At 62.9% G+C, this 23,107-nt stretch carries 25 protein-coding genes; 15 read left to right on the top strand and 10 right to left on the bottom strand.

Going from position 1 to position 23,107, the window contains the following annotated elements:
- Window positions 1-161: 161 nt before the first annotated feature.
- From bamA to lpxB, 6 genes are read left to right on the top strand one after another with little or no spacing between them, the layout of a single operon-like run.
- Window positions 162-2,492: an outer membrane protein assembly factor BamA gene (gene bamA / locus ACM6UT_RS13670; protein ID WP_416797894.1), complete on the top strand. Its 2,331-nt coding sequence runs from the start codon at window positions 162-164 to the stop codon at window positions 2,490-2,492.
- Between the two features lie 50 nt (window positions 2,493-2,542).
- Complete coding sequence (gene lpxD / locus ACM6UT_RS13665) at window positions 2,543-3,607, top strand: UDP-3-O-(3-hydroxymyristoyl)glucosamine N-acyltransferase (RefSeq protein ID WP_416797893.1); 1,065 nt, start codon at window positions 2,543-2,545, stop codon at window positions 3,605-3,607.
- On the top strand, window positions 3,600-4,067 hold the full coding sequence (fabZ, locus tag ACM6UT_RS13660; RefSeq protein ID WP_416797892.1) for a 3-hydroxyacyl-ACP dehydratase FabZ: 468 nt from the start codon (window positions 3,600-3,602) through the stop codon (window positions 4,065-4,067). The genes lpxD and fabZ overlap by 8 nt, the downstream gene beginning before the upstream one ends.
- Complete coding sequence (lpxA, locus tag ACM6UT_RS13655; protein WP_416797891.1) at window positions 4,064-4,879, top strand: acyl-ACP--UDP-N-acetylglucosamine O-acyltransferase; 816 nt, start codon at window positions 4,064-4,066, stop codon at window positions 4,877-4,879. Before fabZ ends, lpxA begins: the two co-directional genes overlap by 4 nt.
- 5 nt (window positions 4,880-4,884) lie before the next feature.
- Complete coding sequence (locus tag ACM6UT_RS13650) at window positions 4,885-5,763, top strand: LpxI family protein (RefSeq protein ID WP_416797890.1); 879 nt, start codon at window positions 4,885-4,887, stop codon at window positions 5,761-5,763.
- Window positions 5,760-6,944: a lipid-A-disaccharide synthase gene (lpxB, locus tag ACM6UT_RS13645; protein WP_416797889.1), complete on the top strand. Its 1,185-nt coding sequence runs from the start codon at window positions 5,760-5,762 to the stop codon at window positions 6,942-6,944. Before ACM6UT_RS13650 ends, lpxB begins: the two co-directional genes overlap by 4 nt.
- A gap of 120 nt (window positions 6,945-7,064) precedes the next feature.
- Here the strand turns inward: lpxB and znuA are convergent, their stop codons facing one another.
- Window positions 7,065-8,030, bottom strand: a complete 966-nt coding sequence (znuA, locus tag ACM6UT_RS13640) for a zinc ABC transporter substrate-binding protein ZnuA (RefSeq protein WP_416797888.1) — start codon at window positions 8,028-8,030, stop codon at window positions 7,065-7,067.
- Window positions 8,031-8,133: 103 nt separating this feature from the next.
- Between znuA and ACM6UT_RS13635 the strand changes: the two genes are divergently transcribed.
- The 3 genes from ACM6UT_RS13635 to ACM6UT_RS13625 are packed head-to-tail and all read left to right on the top strand — an operon-like array spanning window position 8,134 to window position 10,270.
- A complete protein-coding gene (locus tag ACM6UT_RS13635; RefSeq protein WP_416797887.1) occupies window positions 8,134-9,060 on the top strand; it encodes an ATP-binding cassette domain-containing protein in 927 nt (308 codons plus the stop codon).
- The gene (gene znuB / locus ACM6UT_RS13630) at window positions 9,053-9,862 is read left to right on the top strand and encodes a zinc ABC transporter permease subunit ZnuB (RefSeq protein WP_416797936.1); all 810 of its coding nucleotides are present in this window, start codon (window positions 9,053-9,055) and stop codon (window positions 9,860-9,862) included. Before ACM6UT_RS13635 ends, znuB begins: the two co-directional genes overlap by 8 nt.
- A gap of 12 nt (window positions 9,863-9,874) precedes the next feature.
- Entirely contained in the window at window positions 9,875-10,270 is a 396-nt protein-coding gene (locus tag ACM6UT_RS13625; protein WP_416797886.1) for a Fur family transcriptional regulator, read from the top strand.
- A 19-nt stretch (window positions 10,271-10,289) separates the two neighbouring features.
- On the opposite strand, the gene ACM6UT_RS13620 is transcribed toward ACM6UT_RS13625, so the two are convergent.
- The 6 genes from ACM6UT_RS13620 to ACM6UT_RS13595 form a co-directional block, all read right to left on the bottom strand.
- Complete coding sequence (locus ACM6UT_RS13620) at window positions 10,290-10,817, bottom strand: gamma carbonic anhydrase family protein (protein ID WP_416797885.1); 528 nt, start codon at window positions 10,815-10,817, stop codon at window positions 10,290-10,292.
- Between the two features lie 40 nt (window positions 10,818-10,857).
- Entirely contained in the window at window positions 10,858-11,127 is a 270-nt protein-coding gene (locus ACM6UT_RS13615) for a hypothetical protein (RefSeq protein WP_416797884.1), read from the bottom strand.
- Between the two features lie 51 nt (window positions 11,128-11,178).
- Window positions 11,179-12,627 carry an SPOR domain-containing protein gene (locus ACM6UT_RS13610; protein WP_416797935.1) on the bottom strand — a complete coding sequence of 483 codons (1,449 nt, stop codon included), beginning with the start codon at window positions 12,625-12,627 and terminating at the stop codon, window positions 11,179-11,181.
- Window positions 12,628-12,781: 154 nt separating this feature from the next.
- Entirely contained in the window at window positions 12,782-13,579 is a 798-nt protein-coding gene (locus tag ACM6UT_RS13605) for a hypothetical protein (protein ID WP_416797883.1), read from the bottom strand.
- Between the two features lie 272 nt (window positions 13,580-13,851).
- The gene (locus ACM6UT_RS13600) at window positions 13,852-14,463 is read right to left on the bottom strand and encodes a transglutaminase-like cysteine peptidase (protein ID WP_416797882.1); all 612 of its coding nucleotides are present in this window, start codon (window positions 14,461-14,463) and stop codon (window positions 13,852-13,854) included.
- A gap of 457 nt (window positions 14,464-14,920) precedes the next feature.
- Entirely contained in the window at window positions 14,921-15,532 is a 612-nt protein-coding gene (locus tag ACM6UT_RS13595) for a PilZ domain-containing protein (RefSeq protein ID WP_416797881.1), read from the bottom strand.
- 322 nt (window positions 15,533-15,854) lie between these two features.
- Here ACM6UT_RS13595 and ACM6UT_RS13590 point away from each other — a divergent pair, with 322 nt between their 5' ends.
- Window positions 15,855-16,607 (top strand): rhomboid family intramembrane serine protease, encoded by a 753-nt coding sequence (locus ACM6UT_RS13590; protein ID WP_416797880.1) that lies wholly within the window; start codon window positions 15,855-15,857, stop codon window positions 16,605-16,607.
- A 170-nt stretch (window positions 16,608-16,777) separates the two neighbouring features.
- Entirely contained in the window at window positions 16,778-17,212 is a 435-nt protein-coding gene (locus tag ACM6UT_RS13585; protein WP_416797879.1) for a CBS domain-containing protein, read from the top strand.
- A 16-nt stretch (window positions 17,213-17,228) separates the two neighbouring features.
- Here ACM6UT_RS13585 and ACM6UT_RS13580 read toward each other — a convergent pair whose 3' ends face one another.
- The 3 genes from ACM6UT_RS13580 to folE all read right to left on the bottom strand — a co-directional run bounded on the left by ACM6UT_RS13580 (window position 17,229) and on the right by folE (window position 19,388).
- The gene (locus tag ACM6UT_RS13580) at window positions 17,229-18,188 is read right to left on the bottom strand and encodes a patatin-like phospholipase family protein (RefSeq protein ID WP_416797878.1); all 960 of its coding nucleotides are present in this window, start codon (window positions 18,186-18,188) and stop codon (window positions 17,229-17,231) included.
- Between the two features lie 104 nt (window positions 18,189-18,292).
- Window positions 18,293-18,754, bottom strand: coding sequence for a phosphoribosyl-AMP cyclohydrolase (gene hisI / locus ACM6UT_RS13575; protein ID WP_416797877.1), 462 nt, complete (start codon window positions 18,752-18,754; stop codon window positions 18,293-18,295).
- Between the two features lie 28 nt (window positions 18,755-18,782).
- A complete protein-coding gene (gene folE, locus ACM6UT_RS13570; RefSeq protein ID WP_416797876.1) occupies window positions 18,783-19,388 on the bottom strand; it encodes a GTP cyclohydrolase I FolE in 606 nt (201 codons plus the stop codon).
- 278 nt (window positions 19,389-19,666) lie between these two features.
- Between folE and ACM6UT_RS13565 the strand changes: the two genes are divergently transcribed.
- The 4 genes from ACM6UT_RS13565 (at window position 19,667) to thrS (ending at window position 23,086) form a co-directional block, all read left to right on the top strand.
- Entirely contained in the window at window positions 19,667-20,113 is a 447-nt protein-coding gene (locus tag ACM6UT_RS13565; protein ID WP_416797875.1) for an iron-sulfur cluster assembly scaffold protein, read from the top strand.
- Between the two features lie 2 nt (window positions 20,114-20,115).
- Complete coding sequence (gene yidD, locus ACM6UT_RS13560; protein WP_416797873.1) at window positions 20,116-20,499, top strand: membrane protein insertion efficiency factor YidD; 384 nt, start codon at window positions 20,116-20,118, stop codon at window positions 20,497-20,499.
- Window positions 20,500-20,561: 62 nt separating this feature from the next.
- Window positions 20,562-20,981 carry a DUF2267 domain-containing protein gene (locus ACM6UT_RS13555; protein ID WP_416797872.1) on the top strand — a complete coding sequence of 140 codons (420 nt, stop codon included), beginning with the start codon at window positions 20,562-20,564 and terminating at the stop codon, window positions 20,979-20,981.
- A 116-nt stretch (window positions 20,982-21,097) separates the two neighbouring features.
- The gene (thrS, locus tag ACM6UT_RS13550) at window positions 21,098-23,086 is read left to right on the top strand and encodes a threonine--tRNA ligase (RefSeq protein ID WP_416797871.1); all 1,989 of its coding nucleotides are present in this window, start codon (window positions 21,098-21,100) and stop codon (window positions 23,084-23,086) included.
- Window positions 23,087-23,107 lie beyond the last annotated feature (21 nt).

Raw genomic sequence — 23,107 nt, 5'->3', positions numbered from 1 at the left:
ACGATGATTCAAACTCGTAGTGGCGATTGGGTCACGGATTCAAACGAAGTAAATAGAAATTAACGTCCACACTTGCTTGTAGGGTAAAACCCGTTAAAACCACTCACGGGCCGGAGTCGGCATACGGCTGCGGGACATTGGGAAGAAGGTTGGAAATACACATGAAGGCTGGTTCAAAGTTTTTGAACGCAGTATCGGCGGTCGCTTTGTCTGCTGGTGTTGTTTCATCTGGCGCAGGTGTCGCCTTTCTCGCATCGGCGGTTGTTGCCGAAGCGGCGGTCATTCAGCGTATCGATGTCCGGGGTGCCCAGCGTGTCGGTGTCGAAGCCGTGCGTTCCAACATCACCATCAGGCCGGGCAAGAGCTTCTCGAATGCGGATATCGATGAGTCCGTGAAGCGTCTTTATGAGACCGGATTCTTCTCCGACGTGCGGATTTCCGTCTCGGGCGGAACGCTTGTGGTTTCCGTCGTGGAAAACAAGCTGGTCAATCAGGTGGTCTTCAACGGCAACCGCAAGATCAAGGACGACAAGCTGCAGGCGGCCGTGCAGACGCAGCCGCTCGGCCCCTACAGCGAAAGCCTGATCGCCGCCGATATCGAGCGCATCAAGGAAGCCTATGCCGCGATCGGCCGCAGCGATGTCGAAGTGACGACCCAGGTCGCCGAAGTGGGCGAGGGTCGCGTCAATCTTGCTTTCGTGATCAATGAAGGCGAGCGCACCAAGATTTCGCAGATCAATTTCGTCGGCAACCAGGCCTACAGCGACGGCCGCCTTGCTGCGGTGATCCAGACGAAGCGCTCGAACATGCTTTCGTTCCTGACGCGTCGCGACGTCTACAACGAGGACAAGCTGCGCGCCGACGAAGAGGCGCTGCGCCAGTTCTACTACAATCACGGCTATGCCGACTTCCGCGTCGTTTCCTCGGATGTGTCTCTGAACGAGGCCGGCAACGAGTACACGATCACGCTGACGGTCGATGAAGGCGAGCGCTACAAGTTCGGCGACATCAATGTTGAATCGACCGTCGAGGGTGTCGATGGCGAAGAGCTGAAGCGTTACGTCGAGTCGCGTACCGGCGACACCTATAGCGCCCGGGATGTCCAGAAGTCGATGGAAGCGATTTCCCGTCGCGTCTCGTCCGAGGGCTATCCGTTTGCGCGCGTCGTTCCGCGTGGCGACCGCAATTTCGAAAACAATACGATCGGCGTGACCTATCTCGTCGACCAGGGCGAGCGCGCCTACGTCGAGCGGATCGAGATCCGTGGCAACACACGCACGCGTGACTATGTCATCCGTCGCGAGTTCGACATCAGTGAAGGTGACGCCTTCAACCAGGAAACCATCTCGGCGGCCAAGCGTCGTCTCGAGGCGCTCGGATACTTCACGACGGTCAACATCTCGACCGCGCCGGGCAGCGCTCCCGACCGCGTCGTCGTCGTCGTGGAAGTTGAAGACCAGCCGACCGGCTCGTTCGGTATCGGCGCAGGTTACTCCGTTGGTGGTGACGGCTTCGTTCTCGAAGCGTCGATCGAAGAAAAGAACTTCCTCGGTCGCGGCCAGTTCATCCGTCTGGCGGCCGGCGGCGGCTTCGAGGATGCCCGTAGCTACAACTTCTCCTTCACGGAACCGTATTTCCTCGGCTACCGTCTCGCGGCCGGCTTCGATCTCTTCAAGAGCTCGACCAGCAGCAATGACAACTATGATTACGACGAGCAGGGCGGTACCGTCCGCGTGACCGCGCCGATCACCGAAGATCTGGCGACGACGCTGAAGTACACCTACAAGGAGATCGACTACAGCTCGAGCGGCTCGGATTACGCAGCTCTGTCTGCTCCCTATCAGGATCTGGTGGACGGTAGCCCGTGGAAGCAGTCGATCATCGGCAATACCTGGGTCTACAACACGCTGGATGACCGCATCATCGCGCGTGAGGGCATGTACCTGAACGTCACGCAGGAATATGCGGGCCTTGGCGGCGATTCCGACTTCTACAAGATCTACGGTCGCTTCCGTTACTTCCACAGCCTGTCCGACGAGATGGACATCATCGGTTCGGTCTCGCTCGCTGGTGGTCATGTTGTCTCGACCGACGGTTCGCTCAAGGTCTTCGACCAGTTCATGATCGGCGGCAAGGATCTGCGCGGCTTCGAAAGCAGCGGTATCGGTCCGCGTATGGCCAATGGCGATGCGCTTGGCGGCACGACCTACTTCACGGCTTCGGCTGAGGCGAGCTTCCCGATGCCTGGCATTCCGCAGGACTTCAACCTGCGCGGGGCGGTCTTCGCCGACGCCGGTACGCTCTATGGCAACGACGTTGCTAACAGCGCCGGTGCTGTCGGAACCGACATGTCGTGGCGTGCCTCCGTCGGTGCCGGTATCGTCTGGGTGTCGCCCTTCGGTCCGCTGCGGTTTGACTATGCCGTTCCGGTCGTCAAGGAAGACTTCGACAAGGTTCAGAACTTCCGCTTCAGCATGGCGAACCAGTTCTGAGTTGAGTGCTCCCGGACTGCAGGCAGTAATACGTTCTGGGGCTATGGCTTATGGAGCATGAGTATTTTTTTCCGCCCCATGACGGCATAAGCCTCGCTTCGTTGGCTGCGCAGATCGGGGCGGAACTCGAAGACGAGAATCACGCGGATCGGCTGATTCACTCCGTTTCGCCCGTATACCGGGCGAAGCGGGGGCAGATCTGTTACATCCTTTCTCGCAAGAACCGCGAGGAACTGCAGACCTGCGAGGCCTCCGCGATCCTGTGCGACAAGGCGTTGCGCTCTCTCGTACCCGATCACATCCCCGTCCTTCTGACCAAGACGCCGCACACCGCTTTTGCCATGGCGGGCGCGATCCTGCACCCGAAGGCGATGCGACCGCTGACGACGGCCGAAAAGGCGGAAGGCGTTTCGCCGGCAGCATTCGTCGATCCGACGGCAAGGCTTGAGCCGGGCGTCGTGGTCGAGCCGATGGCGGTGATCGGCGCCCATGTCGAGATCGGCAGTGGAACGCGGATCGGTGCCGGCACAGTGATCGGCGAGCACGTGCGTATCGGGCGCGAGTGTTCGATCGCCTCCGGAGCGTCTATTCTCGCGGCGCTGATCGGCAACAACGTCATCATCCATAATGGCGCCCGGATCGGGCAGGATGGCTTCGGCTATGCACCGGGTCCGCGCGGCATGCTGAAGATCGTCCAGGTCGGACGGGTCATCATCCAGGATCACGTCGAGATCGGCGCGAACACGACGATCGACCGTGGCACGATGGACGACACGGTCATCGGCGAGGGCACGAAGATCGACAATCTGGTACAGATCGGTCACAACGTGCGGATCGGTCGTCATTGCGGCATCGTGAGCCAGGTCGGCATTGCCGGCAGCGCGAAGATCGGCGACGGGGTGATGCTCGGCGGCGCCTGCGGGGTCAATGGACATATTACGATCGGTGACGGGGCGCAGATCGCCGCGATGAGCGGTGTTCTGGCAGACGTCCCGCCCGGCGAGCGCTACGGCGGCGTGCCGGCACGGCCGCTCAAGGATTATTTGCGTGAAGTGGCCGCGATGCTTGGCCAGGCGGACAGCCGCGCGAAGGAGAAAGGGGGCAAGAATGGTTGACGACGTGAAGTCGACATTGGGTTCGGCGGATATCCTCGAGATCATGAAGCTGTTGCCCCATCGCTATCCGTTCCTGCTCGTGGACCGGATCATCGAGATCGACGGCGACAATTCCGCGATCGGCATCAAGAATGTGACCGCGAACGAGCCGCATTTCACCGGCCATTTCCCCGATGCCCCGATCATGCCGGGCGTGCTGCTGGTCGAGGGCATGGCTCAGACGGCGGGTGCGATCTGCGCGCGCAAGCAGGGTGAGGGCGGCAATCTCGTCTACTTCATGACGATCGACAACGCCCGTTTCCGCAAGCCCGTCGTCCCGGGTGACCGCGTCGAATTCCACGTCGTGAAACAGAAGCAGCGCGGCAACATCTGGAAGTTCCATTGCGAGGCGAAGGTCGACGGCGCGCTCGCGGCGGAGGCCGATATCGGCGCCATGATCATGCGCAAGGACGATAAATGAGCGGTATCGCATCGAGCGCCGTCATCCATTCGCTCGCCGTTGTGGAAGACGGTGCGGTCATCGGCGAGAATGTGAAGATCGGCCCGTTCTGCCATGTCGGCCCGAAGGTCACGCTTGGCGACGGGTGCGAGCTGCTTTCGCATGTCTCTGTGACGGGGCTTACGACGATCGGCCGCAATGCGCGCATCTTTCCGTGCGCGGTCATCGGCGGCGAGCCGCAGAGCGTGCACCACGAGGGCGAGGAAACCACGCTCTCGATCGGCGACAACTGCACGATGCGCGAAGGCGTGACGATGAATGCCGGCACCGTCGGTGGCGGCGGCAAGACGATCGTCGGCAACAACAACCTCTTCCTCGCGAACTCTCACGTCGCCCATGACTGCAAGCTTGGCGACCACATCATCCTGTCGAACAACGTCATGCTGGCTGGCCATGTGACGGTTGAGGACCGGGCGATCCTGGGCGGCGGTTCGGCCGTCCATCAGTTCACCCGCATCGGACGTCACGCATTCATCGGCGGACTGTCGGCGGTCAGCTACGACGTTATCCCCTACGGCATGCTGAACGGCAACCCGGGCGTGCTCGGCGGCCTGAACGTCGTGGGCATGACGCGCGCCGGCATCGAACGCTCGGTGATCCACCGGGTTCGCCGCGCCTTCAAGCAGATCTTCGAAGGTGAAGCTTCCGCGCGCGCTAACGCCTCGGCCATTCGCGAGGAATACCTCGATTGCCCGCAGGTGATCGAGATTCTGGATTTCATCGCTGCCGAGAGTGACCGGGCGCTTTCCTCGCCCTTCCGCGGAAAGAACTGACGGCGATGCCCGCCCCAGCCGGAGAGCATGACGGTCGGCTGGCGATCGTCGCCGGCAGCGGTATGCTTCCGCACTTCGTCGCCGAAGCGGCGCGCGAGGCGGGCGAAGACCCCTTCATCTTCCGGCTCAGCAATGAATCTGACCAGACCTGGGACGGTTTCGACAGTGCGGTGATCGGCGTCGGCGACATGGCCGGGCTTTCCCGCCTCGTGAAGGCGAAGGGCATCGACCGCGTGGTGCTTTCCGGCGGCGTCAAGCGCCGCCCGGCCTTTCGTGACATCCACGTCAACCTGCGTTCGCTTCTGAAACTGCCGATGGCCGTCAAGACCCTGCTTGCGGGTGGCGACGACGCGGTCTTGAAGATGGTGATCGCGCTGATCGAGGCGCAGGGCTGCAACGTGCTCGGCGCCCACGAAATCGCCCCCGATCTTCTGGCCGAAACCGGACCGCTCGGCAGCGTAAGACCGTCCGGCGACGACATGCGCGACATCGCCCGGGCCGCCGAAGCTGCCGAGGCGCTCGGACGGCTTGATGTGGGGCAGGGCGCCGTGAGCGTCGGCGGCCGCATCGTGGCGCTTGAGGGGGTCGAGGGGACGGATGCCATGCTTGCGCGTGTGGCGCGCCTTCGCGCGGAGGGCCGCATATCGAGCTACCGCAAGGGCGTGCTTGTGAAGCTCTGCAAACCGCAGCAGGATATCCGGGCCGACCTGCCGACAATCGGTCGATCGACGGTCGAGAACGCCGTAAAGGCGGGGCTTGCCGGCATTGCCGTCGAGGCGGGGCGCGCGCTGGTCATAGAGCGGGCGGCGGTGCTGGAGGCGGCAGACGCGGCCGGGATATTCGTCTGCGGCATCGATCTTGGTCTGCCGGGAGAGATGATGTGAGCGCAAAGGCCCTCAAGATCGCCGTCATCGCGGGCGAGGTGTCCGGCGATCTTCTGGGGGGCGATCTCGTGGCGGCGCTCAAAGCCCGATGCCCGGGCCCGGTCGAACTGGTGGGGGTTGGCGGCGAGGCCCTGCAGGCGCAGGGGCTGAAATCGCTCTTCGATTTCTCGGAGCTCTCTGTCATGGGGCTGACGCAGGTGCTCGCGCGGCTGCCACGCTTCATCAAGCTCATATCGTGGACGGCCGAGGCGATCATCGCGGAAAAGCCCGACCTGCTCTTGATCGTCGACAGCCCGGATTTTACCCATCGCGTGGCGAAGAAAGTCCGCAAGGCTCTGCCCGATTTGCCGGTCGTGGATTATGTCTGCCCGAGCGTCTGGGCCTGGAAGGAATACCGCGCCCGCGACATGCTCGCCTACGTCGACCGCGTGCTTGCCATCCTGCCCTTCGAACCCGAGGTCATGGGGCGGCTCGGCGGCCCGGAAACCCATTTCGTCGGCCATCGGCTGACGGCCTATCCGAAGCTCCTCAAGACGCGCGCCGCCCGCATCGCCAGAGGCACTCCTGCCGAAGGGGCGGAACGGACGGTTCTTCTGCTCCCGGGATCGCGCAAGGCGGAGGTCGCGACGCTCCTGCCGATTTTCGGCGAAGTCGTCGGGGAGTTCGTTGAGCGCAATGGCCCGGGCCGTTTCCTGCTGCCGGCTGTCCCGAAACAGGCAGAACGGATCCGCGCGATCACCAATACCTGGGCGGTGAAGCCGGAGATCCTCCTCGGCGAGGAGGAGAAATGGCGGGCCTTCGAAGCGGCCGACGTCGCGCTTGCGGCGTCAGGCACGGTGATCCTGGAACTCGCGCTTGCCAGCGTACCGGTCGTTTCCGCCTACAAGGCGGACTGGTTGATCACGCTCCTGCGAAACCGGATCAAGGTCTGGTCCGCGGCCCTGCCGAACATCATCGCCGATTACCCGGTCGTCCCGGAATATCTGAACGATGCGGTCCGGCCCGGTCCGTTGGTCCGTTGGCTGGAGCGGCTTTCCTCCGACACCCTCGAGCGCAAGGCCATGCTTGCGGGCTTCGACGAAGTGTGGGCCAGGATGAAGACCGAGACCGCCCCGGGCGAGGAGGCTGCAGGCATTGTTCTCGAACTCCTTCGCCGGAGGGGCGTCGTCTCGTCTCTCTGAGCAGGTTTGCGCGGCGACGCGGGCCTCTATGCACGCGTCGTCGACGTGGCGAACGATCGGGCAGGTAGCACCAGGCCTTGGGTGGGGATGCCGCCATTCGCCGTCGTTTGTTTCTCAGGACTACTTGGAAAGGCACTCGACGAGTGACGTCGCCATTGCGCGCAGGAGGTCTGCATAGAGGGCAGGACCTTCGGTGAGCGCGCCGCCTTCCGGATCGAGAACGCCGGATCTTGCGGTCGTGCCTTCGGTGACGACGTTCAGCAGCTTCGGTTCGAACTGCGGTTCCGCGAAGACGCAGGCCGCGCCGAGTTCGCCGATCTTGGCATGTATCGCCGAAAGACGCTCGGCGCCCGGCATCGTCTCGGGGCTGACGGTGACGGAGCCGGCGACGCGGACATGATAGCGGTTCTCGAAATACTGGTAGGCGTCGTGGAAGACGACGAAGGGTTTGTCCTTGACCGGGTCGACAGCTGCGGCAATCTCCTTGTCCAGCGCGTCCAACTGGTTGTCGAGCGTCTCGGTATTCTTCCGGTAGATCTCGGCATTGGCTGGGTCTGCCGCGACGAGCGTATCCCTGATCTGGCTGGCCATCGCCTTGGCGTTCATCGGATCGAGCCACAGATGCATGTCCGTGCCCCCATGCCCGTGTTCGTCGTGGTGTGCGGTCTCGCTGCCCGCTTCGCCCGCGTGGTCCTCATGGTCGCCGTCGTCATGGGCTTCGAAAGGGCCGCCCTCGCGGAATGGGAGCTCGACGAGCCCGGGCGCGTCGCTCAGGGCGACGACCTTGGCGTCCCCGGGCAGTGCTTCGAGCGGCTTGTCCAGAAAGGCCTCGAATTCGTGCCCGATCCAGAAGACCACGTCGGCATCCTCGAGCTTCTGCGCGTCCGATGGCTTCAACGAGTAGGTATGCGGGGAAGCGGCGCCGCCGACGATGAGTGCGGGCTCTCCCGCACCTTGCATGATCGAGGCGACCAGCGAATGGATCGGCTTGACCGACGCGACAACCCGGACCTCGGCTGAGGCGAGCGAGGGTATGATGAGCAGCGCGGCGGCGGACGTTGCCGCGCGGATGAGGTTTTGATTCATTTCGCTACTCCAGCTTGCGAATGTCATGTAATGTTATTACATCAATTGCGTAATGCTATAACGTGTGTCATAGCCGTTCGCAACAGCAAAACGTCAGGTCACCATGCTTCATTCTGCCAAACAGGGCGGCAAGCCGCTCGTCAGCCTTTCCGGTGCCGGCGTCCGCCGCAACGGTCGCTGGCTTGTCCGAGGCGTCGACTTCTCCGTACACCGCGGCGAGATCGTCACTCTGATCGGGCCGAATGGATCGGGAAAGTCGACCAGCGCCAAGATGGCGATTGGCGTCCTGCGACCGGACGAGGGGCAGGCGGCGAGAGAGTCCGGCCTGACGGTCGGATACGTTCCGCAGAAGCTCGCCGTCGACTGGACGATGCCGCTCACGGTGCGTCGGCTGATGACGCTGACGAGCCGGCTCTCCGACCGGGATATCCTCGAAGCGCTGGATGCCGTCGGCATCGCCCACCTTGCAGGTGCCGAGGTCCAGCATCTCTCGGGCGGCGAGTTCCAGCGCGCCCTGCTCGCGCGGGCAATCGCCCGCAAGCCTGACCTTCTGGTGCTCGACGAACCGCTCCAGGGGGTGGATTTCGCCGGAGAGATCGCGCTCTACGACCTCATAACCTCGATCCGCAACCGCACCGGATGCGGCATCCTGCTGGTCTCGCACGATCTGCATGTCGTGATGGCGGAGACCGACACCGTCATCTGCCTCAACGGGCACGTCTGCTGCCGCGGCACGCCGGCCCATGTCAGCCAGAGTCCGGAATACATGCGTCTCTTCGGGGCGCGGGCCGCCGGTACGCTCGCCGTCTATCGTCACGAACATGACCACACCCACCTGCCGGATGGCCGCGTGCTCCATGCCGACGGTTCGGTGACGGAACACTGCTATCCCGGCGACGGCCACCACGATCACGCCGGTCACGATCACCACCACGATGACCACGACCACGATCATGGCGGCGCCCATCAGCATGAGGCGGCCAGCGGCCCGGCACGCGGCGAAGAGAGAAGGGGTGAGCGCCATGCTTGACGATTTCTTCACCCGCGCGCTGATCGCCGGCATTGGTCTCGCGCTGACCACCGGGCCACTCGGCTGTTTCGTCGTCTGGCGCAGAATGGCCTATTTCGGCGACACCATGGCGCATTCCGCCCTGCTGGGCGTGGCGCTCTCGCTGCTCTTTTCCGTCAGCCTGATGGCGAGCGTGTTCGCGGTCGCCGTAACGGTCTCGCTCGTCCTTCTCCTGTTGCAGCGGCGTCAGGCGCTTTCCGCCGACGCACTCCTCGGCATCCTGAGCCACGCGACGCTTGCCGTCGGCCTTGTCATGGTCGCCTTCATGTCCTGGGTGCGCTTCGATCTCATCGCCTTCCTGTTCGGGGATATCCTCGCGGTCACGCCCACCGATATCGCCATCATCTGGGGCGGCGGCGCGGCGGTGCTGGCTCTCGTCGCCTGGCTCTGGCGACCGCTGCTTGCGGCGACCGTCAATCCCGAGGTCGCGGAGGCGGAGGGCATGCATCCCGAGCGGTCGCGGCTCGCCTTCATGCTGCTGATGGCGCTGGTGATCGCCATCGCGATGAAGATCGTCGGCATCATGCTGATCACGTCGCTCCTGATCATTCCGGCCGCCGCCGCACGCCGCTTCTCCTCAACGCCGGAGATCATGGCCGTGCTCGCCTCGCTGATCGGCGCCGTCGCCGTCGCCGGCGGCCTGTTCGGCTCATTGACCTATGACACGCCGTCCGGACCGTCGATCGTCGTTGCCGCGACCATCCTGTTCCTGGTGAGCCTGCTACCGTTCAGGCTGCGGGCCGGCGAAACCGTGGCCCGTTGAGCGGAGGAGATCATGACGACACCGCAACTGACGCGCAATCAGTCCCTCGTCTTCGACACGCTCATGAAGTCGGAAGGGCCGATGTCGGCCTATACGATCCTCGACCGGCTGCGCGACCACGGCTTTCGTGCTCCGCTGCAGGTCTATCGCGCGCTCGAGAAGCTGGTGGAAATCGGGCTGGTTCACCGCCTGGAGAGCATCAACGCCTTCGTCGCCTGCTCCCACCCGGCGCAGGACTGCTGCCGGCATGGCACCGTGGCCTTCGCGATCTGCAACAGCTGTGGCGGCGTGACCGAATTTCACGATCACGCAATCGACCATCGGCTATCCGACTGGGCAAAGGGGCAGCAATTCAAGGCCGAGAAGACGACGATAGAGATCCGCGGCCTCTGCCGCCACTGCAGTTGATGAGCTGCGCACCGGCCTTCTAGAGCGGCCGCAAGTCGCGTTCGAACCGCTGCCAGTTGCGGACGTAGTTCTCCGCCGAGAGCCTGAGACCCGCAGCAGCCCGCTCGTCCAGCGTCCGGACGATCCGCGCCGGCGAGCCGACGATCAGCGAATTGTCGGGGAATTCCTTGCCTTCCGTCACCAGCGCGTTGGCGCCGATCAGGCAATTATTGCCGATCTTCGCGCCGTTGAGCACCGTCGCTCCCATGCCGATCAGCGAATTGTCGCCGATCGTGCAGCCGTGGATGATGGCGTGATGGCCGATCGTGCAGCCCTTGCCGATCCGCACGGGAAAACCCGGATCGACATGTACCATCACGCCTTCCTGGATATTCGTGCCGTCGCCGATCGTAATCGGCTCGTTGTCGCCGCGCAGCACCGAACCGAACCAGATGCCGACATCCAGACCGAGCTCGACCTGGCCGATCACATGGGCGTCCGGCGCGATCCAGAAGCGATCCGCGGCCGGCGTCTTCGGGACGAGATTTCCGAGCGCATAAAGGGGCATCGCGGCTCTCCGTGCTGGCGGCCGGGGTTGACTGGTCGATTCAGCGGAGCCTCAGCACCACCGGCGCCCGGCCTCCGGGCGCTGAGACATGCAGATGGATGTTGGTTTCCGGCTGCGAATAGCGCCAGGCGCGCGCGCCGTGGCAGAGCAGCAGACCAATCAAGTCCTTGGTCATCGACCTTTTCCGGCCGAGCCCGAGGTCGGCGATCCGCATTGCCGCCTCATGAAGCGGATGCAGCGCTGGACGATACGGCTTTTTCGTCTCCCCTCCATGGGGAGAGAGACCGAAGCGATTCTCGTTCGATGCCATGTCTGCTACCTCGTACTCACTACATTTCGAGGTGGCCGACGGGCCTCCTGCTTACTGCAGGGAAGCCCAGCAGCCAAATCCTTTGCTCTTCAGCGCCTTGCAGGCATTGACAGCTGCCTTCTGGTCGGCGAAGCCGCCGAAACGTGCGCGGTGGACCTGTTCGGAACCGCTGCCATAGGCGACGGTAAAGGGGGAGGCGGAACGCAATACCTTGCCGCCTTTGTCCTGCGCCTTGCGCAGAAGCTCCATTGCGAGTTTCTTGTCGGCCGCGGCGCCGATCTGGATCACCCAGCCCTCCGGTACTTTCGGCGTGGACGCGGTAACCGTGTTGTCAATTTCTTCCGCCACCGGGGCAGGCGCAGCTACCGGCTCGAGAGAGGCCTGCTGATTGCTGACGCGCCCCGTCTTGAGGCTGGATTCCGGCATATAGGCCGGTGCTGGCTCCGGGACCGGAAGGGCTGCCGCCGCGGGCGCGGCGACAGGGGCCGTGACCGCTTCGAGAGCAGGACTTGCACCGCCCGTGCTCGCGTAGGCAGTCTGCATGCCGGCCGGCTGATAGCGAATTTCCGGAAGAGGACCGCGCGAAGGAAGGTCGACAGCGGCCGCAGAAGCGGAGGCCGCGGCCGCCGAAGGCGCTGCAGAAACCGGCGCTTCCGGAGCGATCGTCGATTCGCTGCGGGCGAGAACAAAATCGCCACTGCCGGACCGCGATGCCTTCGGAAGATAGCGAAGCACGAGCTGCTTCATCGTCTCGTTACGCTTGGCGCCGGAGGAAGACCCCATGACGACCCCGACGATCGAGCGGCCGTCGGCCTGCGCCGACGTCACCAGATTGAAACCCGCGGCGCGGGTATAGCCGGTCTTGATGCCGTCGACGCCGCGAACGGCACCGAGCAGGCGGTTGTGATTGCCGATGACCTGCTTGCCGAACTTGAAGCTGCGGGTCGAAAAATATCCGTAGTACTGCGGGAAATGCTGGCGCAGCGCGATGCCGAGGCGTGCCTGGTCGCGCGCCGTGGTCATCTGCGCGGTGTTCGGCAGACCATTGGCATTGCGATAGGTCGTCTTGCTCATGCCGAGGCTGCGCGCCTTCGCGGTCATCATCTTGGCAAAGCGGGTTTCCGATCCGCCGAGATACTCACCGAGAGCCGTTGCGATATCGTTGGCGGAGCGCGTGACCAGAGCAAGGATCGCCTGCTCGACAGTCACGGAACGTCCGGCGCCGACCCCGAGCTTGGACGGCGGCTCCGCGGCGGCATTGGCGGAGACCGGAACGCGGCTGTTGAGGCTGATCTTGCCCGATTCGAGCGCCTCGAACGTCAGGTAGAGCGTCATCATCTTTGTGAGCGACGCCGGATAGCGCAGGCTGTCGGCGTTCTCGCTGTAGAGTACCTCGCCAGTCTTCGCGTCGATGACGATGCCGGCATAGGTGGGCGCTGCACTTGCCGGCTCCGAAGCCGCAAACGACAGCGCAGAGAAAGCCATGACCACGATCAACATCTTGCGTGCCGACGCCCAGAGAATGGACATCAAGCCATGGTAATTCTTGATATTTTTCACCGCGAAACTCTTCGTATGCTGACAAGGACGAACTCGGCGCTTCCCCAACGCGACCATTTCGCCGGAGCTTACGGCGGTAGCCTTACCAAGAGGTTTATAATGAATCATTTCTTGCCGACTTCTCTGGAATTTTAGAAAAACCCGATGGAAGGTGCGCCTCTGAATCGATCCGTGCGGTGATGTAGCTGCGCACGGCATCGTCGATCGCTTCCCAGTCGGAAAGAAGCCCGCTTGAGAAGCGGTAGAGGACGCTAAGGTCCCGCCCGACATGGATGTCGCGCTGGCAGTCGCCGCTGCTCGCGGGGGTGCCGTCCGCGGGCAGCACACAGCGCACGGCGAAGTCGGGTCCGCCCGGCCGCGGCGCCGTAAGAAGGACTTCATTTCCGTAGCCGGCGTCGGATTTCAGACGGTGGAGGATAAGGCCGTACCGTCCCGTCTCGGCCGGTCCTTCGAACAGATGGCTGTAAATCGGCTCCACACGCCCGGACATGTCGCGCGACATCGTGCTTTGCGACAGCTGTACGAAGATGAGCCCGCCGGATTGGGTGACGTCGTCGAAACGCGCCCGCAACTCACTGCGATATCCCGACATCTCTGGCCACAACAGGTAGAGGTCGGCCCGTTCCGCAGGGCCGTCACGGCGCTGAGCCTCGAACCGGAGAGTGTTGGCGGCGAGGCGGAGACGATCCTGCCCGATGGTCACGAGGAAGTCCTGCGTGCTGTCGCTGTGTCCGGCCAGTGCCAGCTCTGCGCCGAGCCTGCGGCCGCCGACATTGATCGCAACGGAAAGCAGGGCCAGGAATGCGACGAGCGCCGTCGCTGTATAGACGAACCGGTTGGAAATCAGCGGCAGGTGCTCGGAAACCTGTTCAGGCGCGGCCGGCTTCTTCATCTCTCGTCCCTTCCGCCGGCAGTCGTTGATGCTGGTCAGTCACGCGGAACCGGAGGAGACGCTCGCCGCCATTGGTGGCGGGTGCATCGAACACTGCGAATGCTACAGTGCCCAAGAAATAGTCGGCTGATGGTTAATGTCGGGTAAATGCTGCGACTCTTGGTATCGCTTGCGCCCAAAAGGAAAAGCCGGCCCCGCGGGGCGGGGCCGGCCTTCGGTTCGGTCAAGGGACGGGATGACGGACGACCGAACCGGATGCTGCAATCGGTGCTTCAGTTCGACCCGACGCTGCCGACCGCGGTCGCGCGGCCATCCTGCAACTTGACCCATCGGCCGGGATCGTCGGCCGACTGGCGCTTCAGATAGGTATATTCGGTGTCCGACCAGAGCAGGACCTTGTTGCGCATGTTGTCGAGAATGAAGTCGCCGCGGTCCGTGCGAACCGTGAGAACGGCGTGACCTTCGCCGTTTGGCTGCAGCACCACCGTCATCAGCAGGTCCGCGGGCGAGAAGCCGCGGTCGATGAGAAGCTTGCGCTTCAGAAGCGCGTAGTCCTCACAGTCTCCGACCGAACGCGGATAGGCCCAGCGTTCCTCGACGCCGTAGATCTCCTGGTCTGTCAGCGGTTCGATGGAGGTGTTGACGGTGTAGTTGACGTCGAGCATGGCGCGCCAGGTGTCCTCCGACAGCGCGGCCGGGCCGGTGTCGCCAGTCCTGCTGCGGCATTCGTCCGGGTAGCTGCGGCAGAATTCGTAATGCCCGATCGGCGGGTTTGCCTTGCCGACGACATGCATGTTCGACGGCATGGCCGCAGCCGGCAGCGCGATGACGGCGCTCAGCAGGGCTATCAGAACTCCAACGCTCAGACTTCTTTTCTTGGTCATTTGTCGTCTCCCCGTGTTGGGAAGACAATGACAGGTGCGGTTTTACTCTGCGCAAAAACGCGAAGTAAAATACGCGGATTACTTGAGTATAATTACGCGAAAAATGGAATTGAATAAGAATAAAACTGTAGACGTATTTGATGATAAGTTTCGTAAAATTGTATCTATTTACGGCTCTGTGTCGCGCCGGAGTTACCGTCGCCATGTGGCAGGGTACTGAAAAGAAAAGAGAAATTGCGTCTGGATGCCGGACTTCGGATCGCTTCGCTCCGGCGATCGCGGTGACCGGGCGAACCTGCGGCGTCCGCCGTGTGACATCGGAAGCCGTTCCACGCGTAAGATCGTGCAGCATGCGCACGCTGCGACGTTCAGAATTTCTTTAGCGTAATCGAAAGTGGCGGGAATGCGAGACGCGGTCGGCGCCTATGTCTCCGGAGCGTGAGGCTCTGGAAGTCCATCAGAGAAACTCGGTCAGGGCTTCGCGGGACTGCAGGGTCAGGAATTCGATCGCCACGCCCTCGACGAAGTGGCGGACAACGCGGCCGCGCATATTGCCGACGCGGACTGCCGTCCCGATCGGCGGGCGAATATCGATGTCGATCGCGGCACCCGACAGCGACAGGTCCATGAGGCGGCAGGGGTAGCGCCGTCCATCTTCCAGGACGAGTTCGGTCCGGGTCTGTCGTGGCGTCAGGCGATCGTGGCGGCGATCTTCGGGTAGGCCCAGTTCGTGCTTGTTGGCGATCCAGGTCAGTTGTGCTGCGAGCTTCTCGCGCTTGCGGCCCGTGGCGACGATCGACATGACGAAGCCGTCTTCGGTGAGCTTGATCGTGTTGCCTTCCAGACGCCCGAGGTGATCGATGTAGGCGATGACCTTTTCACCCGGAGCCGGCCGGCCAGCGCAGGCGAATCGCACGTCGCCGGGCGACATGTCGACGACCTGGCAGACATACTCGTCGTAATTGGCGAGCATCAGTCGCCCCTGAAGGCTGACGGTGACACGCTGGAAGGCCCGGCGCCCGGCGGGAGAAACTGCACTACCGGTCTGGGATGCCTGCGACGTGAACATGGTGTCGATTCTTGACCCTTCAGCTGTGGTTAAATCCTTACCTCCGGGCGGTTAACAGAACGTTTTGCGAGTATTGTGCCAATCCGTAGCGGGAGCGGTGGCGCCACCGCGGTTAATCTTGTTTGCGAAACTCGATTGCACGCTAATAGTGGCTGTGGCACATCGTGCCTATTGATTCGAAGGGCCTCCTTCGGCACCAACTGTCGGGCGCGGTTTTCCCGTGCATTCGATTGGCCGTCCGGATATCAGCCGGACGGCTTTTTTTTGCCCTTTGCCTGCGATAAGGCTCCGGGTAGTGAGCGGTCACAGGGAAACGCCGGACATGGATGAAATGCCGACACGGCCTTCGGGCGACGATCGCCCGGGTGGTGATTCAGCCGAAGGTGGCGCCGGGCGCCAGCCGGTCTTCAACATGCCGGCCGGCATCCTGTTTTGTCTCGCGGGGCTTGCCGTCATCTATCTCGTCCAGTCGACACTGTTGTCGCCGAATCTGGCCGAGTGGCTCGTCATAGAATTCGGTTTTTCGCCGCTGCGTTACGTCTACGGTTTCTCCGAGCAGGGCTACGAGTGGCTCTGGACGCCGCTGACCTATTCCTTCCTTCACGGCAGTCTCGAACACCTTGCCTTCAACGGCCTGTGGCTGGCAGCGTTCGGAACGCCGGTGCTCAGACGCATCGGTGGGTGGCGCTTCGCCGCGCTGTGGGTCGTATCGGCTGCTGGCGGAGCGTTGGTGCACGCGCTCGTGAACTGGGGACAGCCGACACTGATGATCGGCGCATCGGGCGTCATCTCCGCACTCATGGGGGCTGCGTGCCGATTCGCCTTCGGACCGGGCAGCTCGGTTCGCGTTCAGCCTGATCGGCCGCTTCCGAGACTTTCGGTACTCGCGGCGCTCCGGCAGCGGACGGTGGTCGTCTTCATCGCAGTCTGGCTCTTCGGCAACCTTGTGATCGCAATCGGGATGCCGTTGGTGGGCGCTCTCTCCGGTGCCGTCGCCTGGGACGCACATATCGGCGGCTTCCTGGTCGGTTTCCTGGGATTCGCCGCCTTCGATCGGCCGCTACGGAGAAATTGAGCCGGTGCCCGGGGGGCGAGAGTGCAAACCCCTCGTTTCACAGGGTTGGTCGAACCGCCGAACTTGTTGCAAACTTCCTTGAATAGGGGCACGATTTTCAGTGTTCCGTCGCGGCCGGGAGGGGCCGGCGGCGGTCCATCGAATGCCAGCGATCTGGAAAAGGAGGAGCCATGTCTGCAACGGTCAGGAGCATACTCGAAGAAAAGGGCCGCAACGTCGTCACGATTAAGCCCGATACAACCCTTGCCGACGCCGCCCGTATCCTGGAGGAAAACCATATCGGCGCTGCTGTCGTCTGCGATGCCAAGGGGCAGATCGTAGGAATCTTCACCGAGCGCGACCTTGTCCGGGCGATCGGCCGCAGCGGATCGATCAGCCTGAGCCAATCGGTGGCCGCCGTGATGACCAAGAATGTGCATCGCTGCAGCGAGGAGACGACCGTCAACGAACTAATGGAAGTGATGACCGGACGGCGGTTCCGGCATGTCCCTGTGGAGAAAGATGGCAAGCTCGCCGGGATCATATCGATCGGGGATGTCGTGAAATCCCGTATCCGCGACATTGAAACCGAAGCGGAACAGATCAAGGCCTATATCGCCGGATGACGGCGGTCGGCGGCGTTTAGCGGGCGAAGGAGTCCTGCATCCGCTTCAACTCGCCGAGGCGGAGCTTTGCTTCCTCGTAGCCGCGGTCGATTGCCTCGCCGGCGCGGTGAAATTCCGAAAGGCCAATGTCGTTGACGCGCGGTTGCAGTGCCAGGTCCGGCGGGTCTCCTGCAAGCCGCGCGCGCGAGATGCGGTCCTGAATGATGTTGAAGGCCTGCACCATGACGCCCGTCATGCCGAGGCGACCGTGATGCTTTTGCGTCTCGCCTTCGGGCGTCACCACTTCGCCGGCCTTGTGCTTGACGACGGCCGAGCGACCGAAAAGGTCGTAGTGGAGGTTCACCGCCATGACGAGCGGCTGCTCGTAGGCACGGCAGACGGACACCGGGACAGGATTGACGAGCGCTCCGTCGATAAGGGTGCGGTTGTTGCACAGGACCGGCTCGAAGATGCCGGGCAGCGCGTAGGACGCGCGCAAGGCCGTGATCAGCGGACCGCCGTCGATCCATACCTCGTGACCGGTGATGAGCTCCGTAGCGACTGCAACGAAGGGCTTGGGCAGATCCTCGATCGCCAGTCCCTGCAGATGTTCCTGCATCCGTTTGGTGAGGCGCATGCCACCGAGGAGGCCGCCGCCGCCGATCGTGAGGTCGAGCAGCGACGCAATGCGCCGCATCGTCAGCGAGCGTGCGAAAAGTTCGAGTTCGTCGAGCTTGCCGGCCAGATAACAGCCGCCGACCAGCGCGCCGATCGAGGTGCCGGCGATCATGCTGACCTCGACGCCTGCTTCATCGAGTGCGCGAAGCACGCCGATATGCGCCCAGCCACGGGCGGCGCCGCCGCCGAGGGCAAGTGCGATCGGAGCTTTCTTCGGCAGAACGGGGGCAGGGCCGGGATCGACGACGATCGGCTCCTGGCCGCTTCCCCGGACGGTGCCCGCGGCAGAGGGATTGTTCCTCATATTCCAGTTCAGCATCTACGCACACCTCAAGCTGAACGCTCCCGATGCCTCGATTAACGCACCGGAGACTTACCAAATCGTTTAGCGAAAGGGCGCCGTGGTGCCGATCCTGGCCGAACTCAGCCCTTTGTCGCGTCGTCGTAGACCGTGTCCGGATCGAAATGCCGGTGGTGATCGGTTATCTCGAGGCGAGCCTCGTTGCCGACCGTGGTCACACGCCTGTAGAAGCACGAGCGGCGGCCGGTGTGACAGGTTGCGTCGTGTCCGGCGACCTCGACCTTCAGCCAGACGGCATCCTGATCGCAATCGACGCGCACTTCCCTTACGTGCTGGAGATTACCGGAGGTTTCGCCCTTCTTCCATATCTTGTTGCGGGAGCGGCTGAAATAGTGCGCGATCCCGGTTTCCAGCGTCAGGCCGAGCGCCTCGGCGTCCATGTGGGCGACCATCAACAGCTCGCCGTCCTTCGCGTCGGTCACGACCGCGGTCACGAGCCCGTTGGTGTCGAATTTCGGGGTGAATGCCCCGTCAGCCTCCAGCGCGCCCTTGTCCGCAGGCGGGCGGTCGAATGTGATCGTCATGGATGGTCTTCCGGATGCGTTGCGGCAGTTAACGGCCACGCACCATGGACATGAAGCGCGCCTGTTCGGCGGCGCTGTCCTTGAAGCTGCCGGTGAAGGTGGTGGTGAGTGTCGTGGAGCCGGACTTCTGGACTCCGCGCATGGCCATGCACATGTGCTCGGCTTCAATGAAGACGGCGACGCCGCGCGGGCTGAGGCCCTGATTGATCGCATCGGCAATCTGTGCCGTCATCGCTTCCTGTGTCTGCAGGCGGCGGGCGAAGACCTCGACGATGCGGGCGATTTTGGAGAGGCCGAGCACGCGGCCGGACGGCAGATAGGCGATGTGCGCCTTGCCGATCACCGGCAGCATGTGATGCTCGCAATGGGAAAAGAACGGAATGTCACGGACAAGCACGATGTCGTCATAGCCGGCGACCTCCTCGAAAGTCGTGCCCAGCACGTCCTCGATGTCGGCATCGTAGCCTGCGAAAAGCTCGCTATAGGCCTTCACCACGCGTTTCGGAGTATCGAGCAATCCTTCGCGGGTGGGATCATCGCCGGCCCAGCGCAGCAGCACGCGAACGGCTTCCTCCGCTTCCTCGCGGGTCGGCCGAGCGCTCTCCTGCGACAGTTTCTTGGCGAATGCGTCCATGCCTTCGGTCTCCCGGTCCGTCGACGGCACGACGGAGTTTTGTGTTCGTCCAGCCTGTAAATGCGTAACTCGGCTCATGATGGCAAGCCCATATCTCTCGATTGTCCGTGGCCGTCGGCGACAAGGCTCTTGTTTTCTTTGGACCGCGTTTGCACTTCTTATATAGTGAGCTCGACGCGGCATGTGAAGGAATGACGGTGCGACACACTGTTGCCGGGGCGTCGACAATTGCCCGGAATGGGCCGCTTCTAGCATCGCATTCTAAGGTTCGATAGCGCATGGACGACATTTACAACAGCAAGATCCTCGAATTTGCCGGCAATATCGCGCGGATCGGAACCTTGCCGGATGCCGATGCGGTTTCCGAAAAGCACTCCAAGCTCTGCGGCTCCAAGGTCAGGGTCTACCTGAAGATGGACGGTGGCGTTGTCACCGATTTCGCCCACGAGGTGAAGGCTTGTGCCCTCGGGCAGGCGTCGTCCTCGATCATGGCGCGTCACGTCGTCGGTGCGACGGCGGACGAGCTTCGCCAGGCGAGGGAAGACATGCTCGCCATGCTGAAGGCCGACGGTGACGGGCCGACGGGCCGGTTCGAGGACATGCGGTTCCTGAAACCCGTGAAAGACTATAAGGCGCGGCACGCCTCCACCATGCTCACCTTCGACGCCGTGGTCGACGCAATCGATCAGATCGAGGCGAAGCGGCTGGCGGCCGTGGCAGGCTGACGATGTGCAATGCTCCCGAGTGTGGCGGCGGTCACGACCACGGTCCGCCGGCGCGTCGCGGTCGCAACTGGTCCGGTCCGTTCGCCAGGACGCCAGGCCGGCTCCTCGGCATGGGGCTCATCCGCCTCTATCAACTGACGCTCTCCAGCTTTGTCGGCAATTCCTGCCGACATATGCCGACATGCTCGGAATACGGCTACGAGGCAATCGCCCGGCACGGCCTGTGGGCGGGCGGGTTCCTCACGCTCTTCCGCGTCGGACGCTGCGGTCCGGGGGGAACGTGGGGTTTCGACCCGGTGCCGGAGAGGCTGGACGAGCGCTTTCACTGGTGGACGCCCTGGCGTTATCGGCAGCCCGGTTTGCACCGCCCGGACATCGGTCGCTGAGCGCGACGGGGCGGCGGCATCTTGTCGGAGTCCGCTGCTGCAACAGAGGGAGGCGCGGCGTCATGACAGTTCCGATGGAGTACCGGCAGGCCTCATGGGATTTCGAGAATTTCCTGATCGCCGTTCGTGATCGCGCCGGCCTCGTCACCACCAATCAGGCCTTCACCATGGTGGACGGCGTCCTACGCACTTTCCGCCGTCGTCTGGAGCCTGCCGAAGTGGTCGCCTTCGCACAGGTCCTGCCGGTCTGCCTGCGCGCGCTCTTCATCCGCGACTGGGACCTCGACGAGCCGCGGAAAGCCTTCGGCACAAGGGAAGAGATGACGCGGGAAGCAAAGGCGCTGCGGGCCGATCACAATTTCTCGACCGACAGCGCGATCGCCGATGTAGCGTGGGTCCTTCGCGAAACGCTCGGCATAGCGGTGCTGGATCGAGCACTCTCCAGCCTGCCGGAGGCGGCGAAGCGGTTCTGGCTCACCTAACCGGCAATCGCCTTTACTCCCGCCGGATTTCCCGATATCACGCCGACGTTACGGCCGGTCGAATCCGGCGCTTTCACCACCCGCATTCGTTGGCGGGACTGGATAAGGAGAACCTCATGTCTGCTTCCGTTTCCCTCACATTTCCCGATGGTTCCGAGCGCAGCTTTCCTGCCGGCACGACTGGTCGGGACGTCGCGGAATCGATCTCGAAGTCGCTGGCCAAGAAGGCCGTCGCCGTCACGCTGAACGGCGTGATGACCGATCTCGCCGATCCGGTTGCCGATGGCGCGAAGATCGAGATCGTCACCCGCAGCGATCCGCGCGCGCTGGAGCTGATCCGTCACGATGCCGCCCACGTCATGGCCGAGGCCGTGCAGGAGCTCTGGCCGGGAACCCAGGTGACGATCGGTCCGGTGATCGAGAACGGATTCTATTACGACTTTGCCAAGGAAGAACCCTTCACGCCCGACGATCTGCCGAAGATCGAGAAGAAGATGAAGGAGATCATCCAGCGCAACAAGCCGTTCACCAAGGAAGTCTGGCCGCGCAACAAGGCCAAGGAAGTCTTCGCCGCCAAGGGTGAGGCCTACAAGGTCGAACTCGTGGATGCGATCCCGGAAGATCAGGATCTCAAGATCTACTATCAGGGTGACTGGTTCGACCTCTGCCGCGGCCCGCATATGGCCTCCACCGGACAGATCGGGACGGCCTTCAAGCTGATGAAGGTTGCCGGTGCCTACTGGCGTGGCGACTCGAACAATCCGATGCTGACGCGCATCTACGGCACCGCCTGGGCCGAGCAGGAAGAGCTGGACAACTATCTGCACATCCTGGCCGAAGCCGAAAAGCGCGACCACCGAAAGCTCGGCCGCGAAATGGATCTCTTCCATTTCCAGGAAGAGGGCCCCGGCGTCGTGTTCTGGCACGGCAAGGGCTGGCGCATGTTCCAGACGCTGGTCTCCTACATGCGCCGCCGTCTCTCCGGCACCTACCAGGAGGTCAATGCGCCGCAGGTGCTCGACAAGTCGCTGTGGGAAATCTCCGGTCACTGGGGCTGGTACCGCGACAACATGTTCAAGGTGACGGTCGCCGGCGACGACACCGACGACGATCGCGTCTTCGCACTGAAACCGATGAACTGCCCCGGTCACGTGCAAATCTTCAAGCACGGCCTTAAATCGTACCGGGAACTTCCCGTCAGGCTTGCGGAATTCGGTATCGTTCATCGATATGAGCCATCGGGTGCTCTGCACGGCCTGATGCGGGTGCGCGGCTTCACGCAGGACGATGCGCACGTCTTCTGCACCGACGAACAGATGGCGGCGGAATGCCTGCGCATCAACGACCTGATCCTTTCGGTCTACAAGGACTTCGGCTTCGACGAGGTCGTTGTTAAGCTCTCGACCCGTCCGGAGAAGCGCGTCGGTTCCGACGAGCTCTGGGACCGCGCCGAGGGCGTCATGATGGAAGTCCTGCAGAAAATCGAGGCGCAGTCGGGTGGCCGCATCAAGACCGGCATCCTGCCGGGCGAGGGCGCCTTCTACGGGCCGAAGTTCGAATACACGCTGAAGGACGCGATCGGCCGTGAATGGCAGTGCGGTACGACCCAGGTCGACTTCAACCTGCCGGAGCGCTTCGGCGCCTTCTACATCGACCAGAACTCGGAGAAGACCCAGCCGGTGATGATCCACCGGGCGATCTGCGGATCGATGGAACGCTTCCTCGGCATCCTGATCGAGAACTTCGCCGGCCATATGCCGCTCTGGATCGCACCGGTCCAGGTGGTCGTCGCGACGATCACCTCGGATGCCGACGCCTACGGCAACGAAGTGGCCGAAGCCCTGCGCGAAGCCGGAATGACGGTGGAGACCGACTTCCGCAACGAGAAGATCAACTACAAGGTCCGCGAGCACTCCGTGACCAAGGTTCCGGTGATCATCGTCTGCGGCAAGCGGGAGGCTGAAGAGCGCACGGTCAATATCCGTCGCCTCGGTTCGCAGGAGCAGGTGTCGATGTCGCTCGACGAGGCCGTTGCCGCGCTCTCGTGGGAAGCGACGGCGCCCGACGTCAAGCGCAAGGTTGAGGCGAAGAACGCCCGCGCCTGACCGGTGCGCGATCGCGAATGT

The sequence above is a fragment of the Ciceribacter azotifigens genome, assembly GCF_048159625.1.
GTDB lineage: Bacteria > Pseudomonadota > Alphaproteobacteria > Rhizobiales > Rhizobiaceae > Allorhizobium > Allorhizobium azotifigens.
Note: the sequence above shows the minus strand (reverse complement) of the source record. Positions and strands in the feature narration are given on the sequence as shown.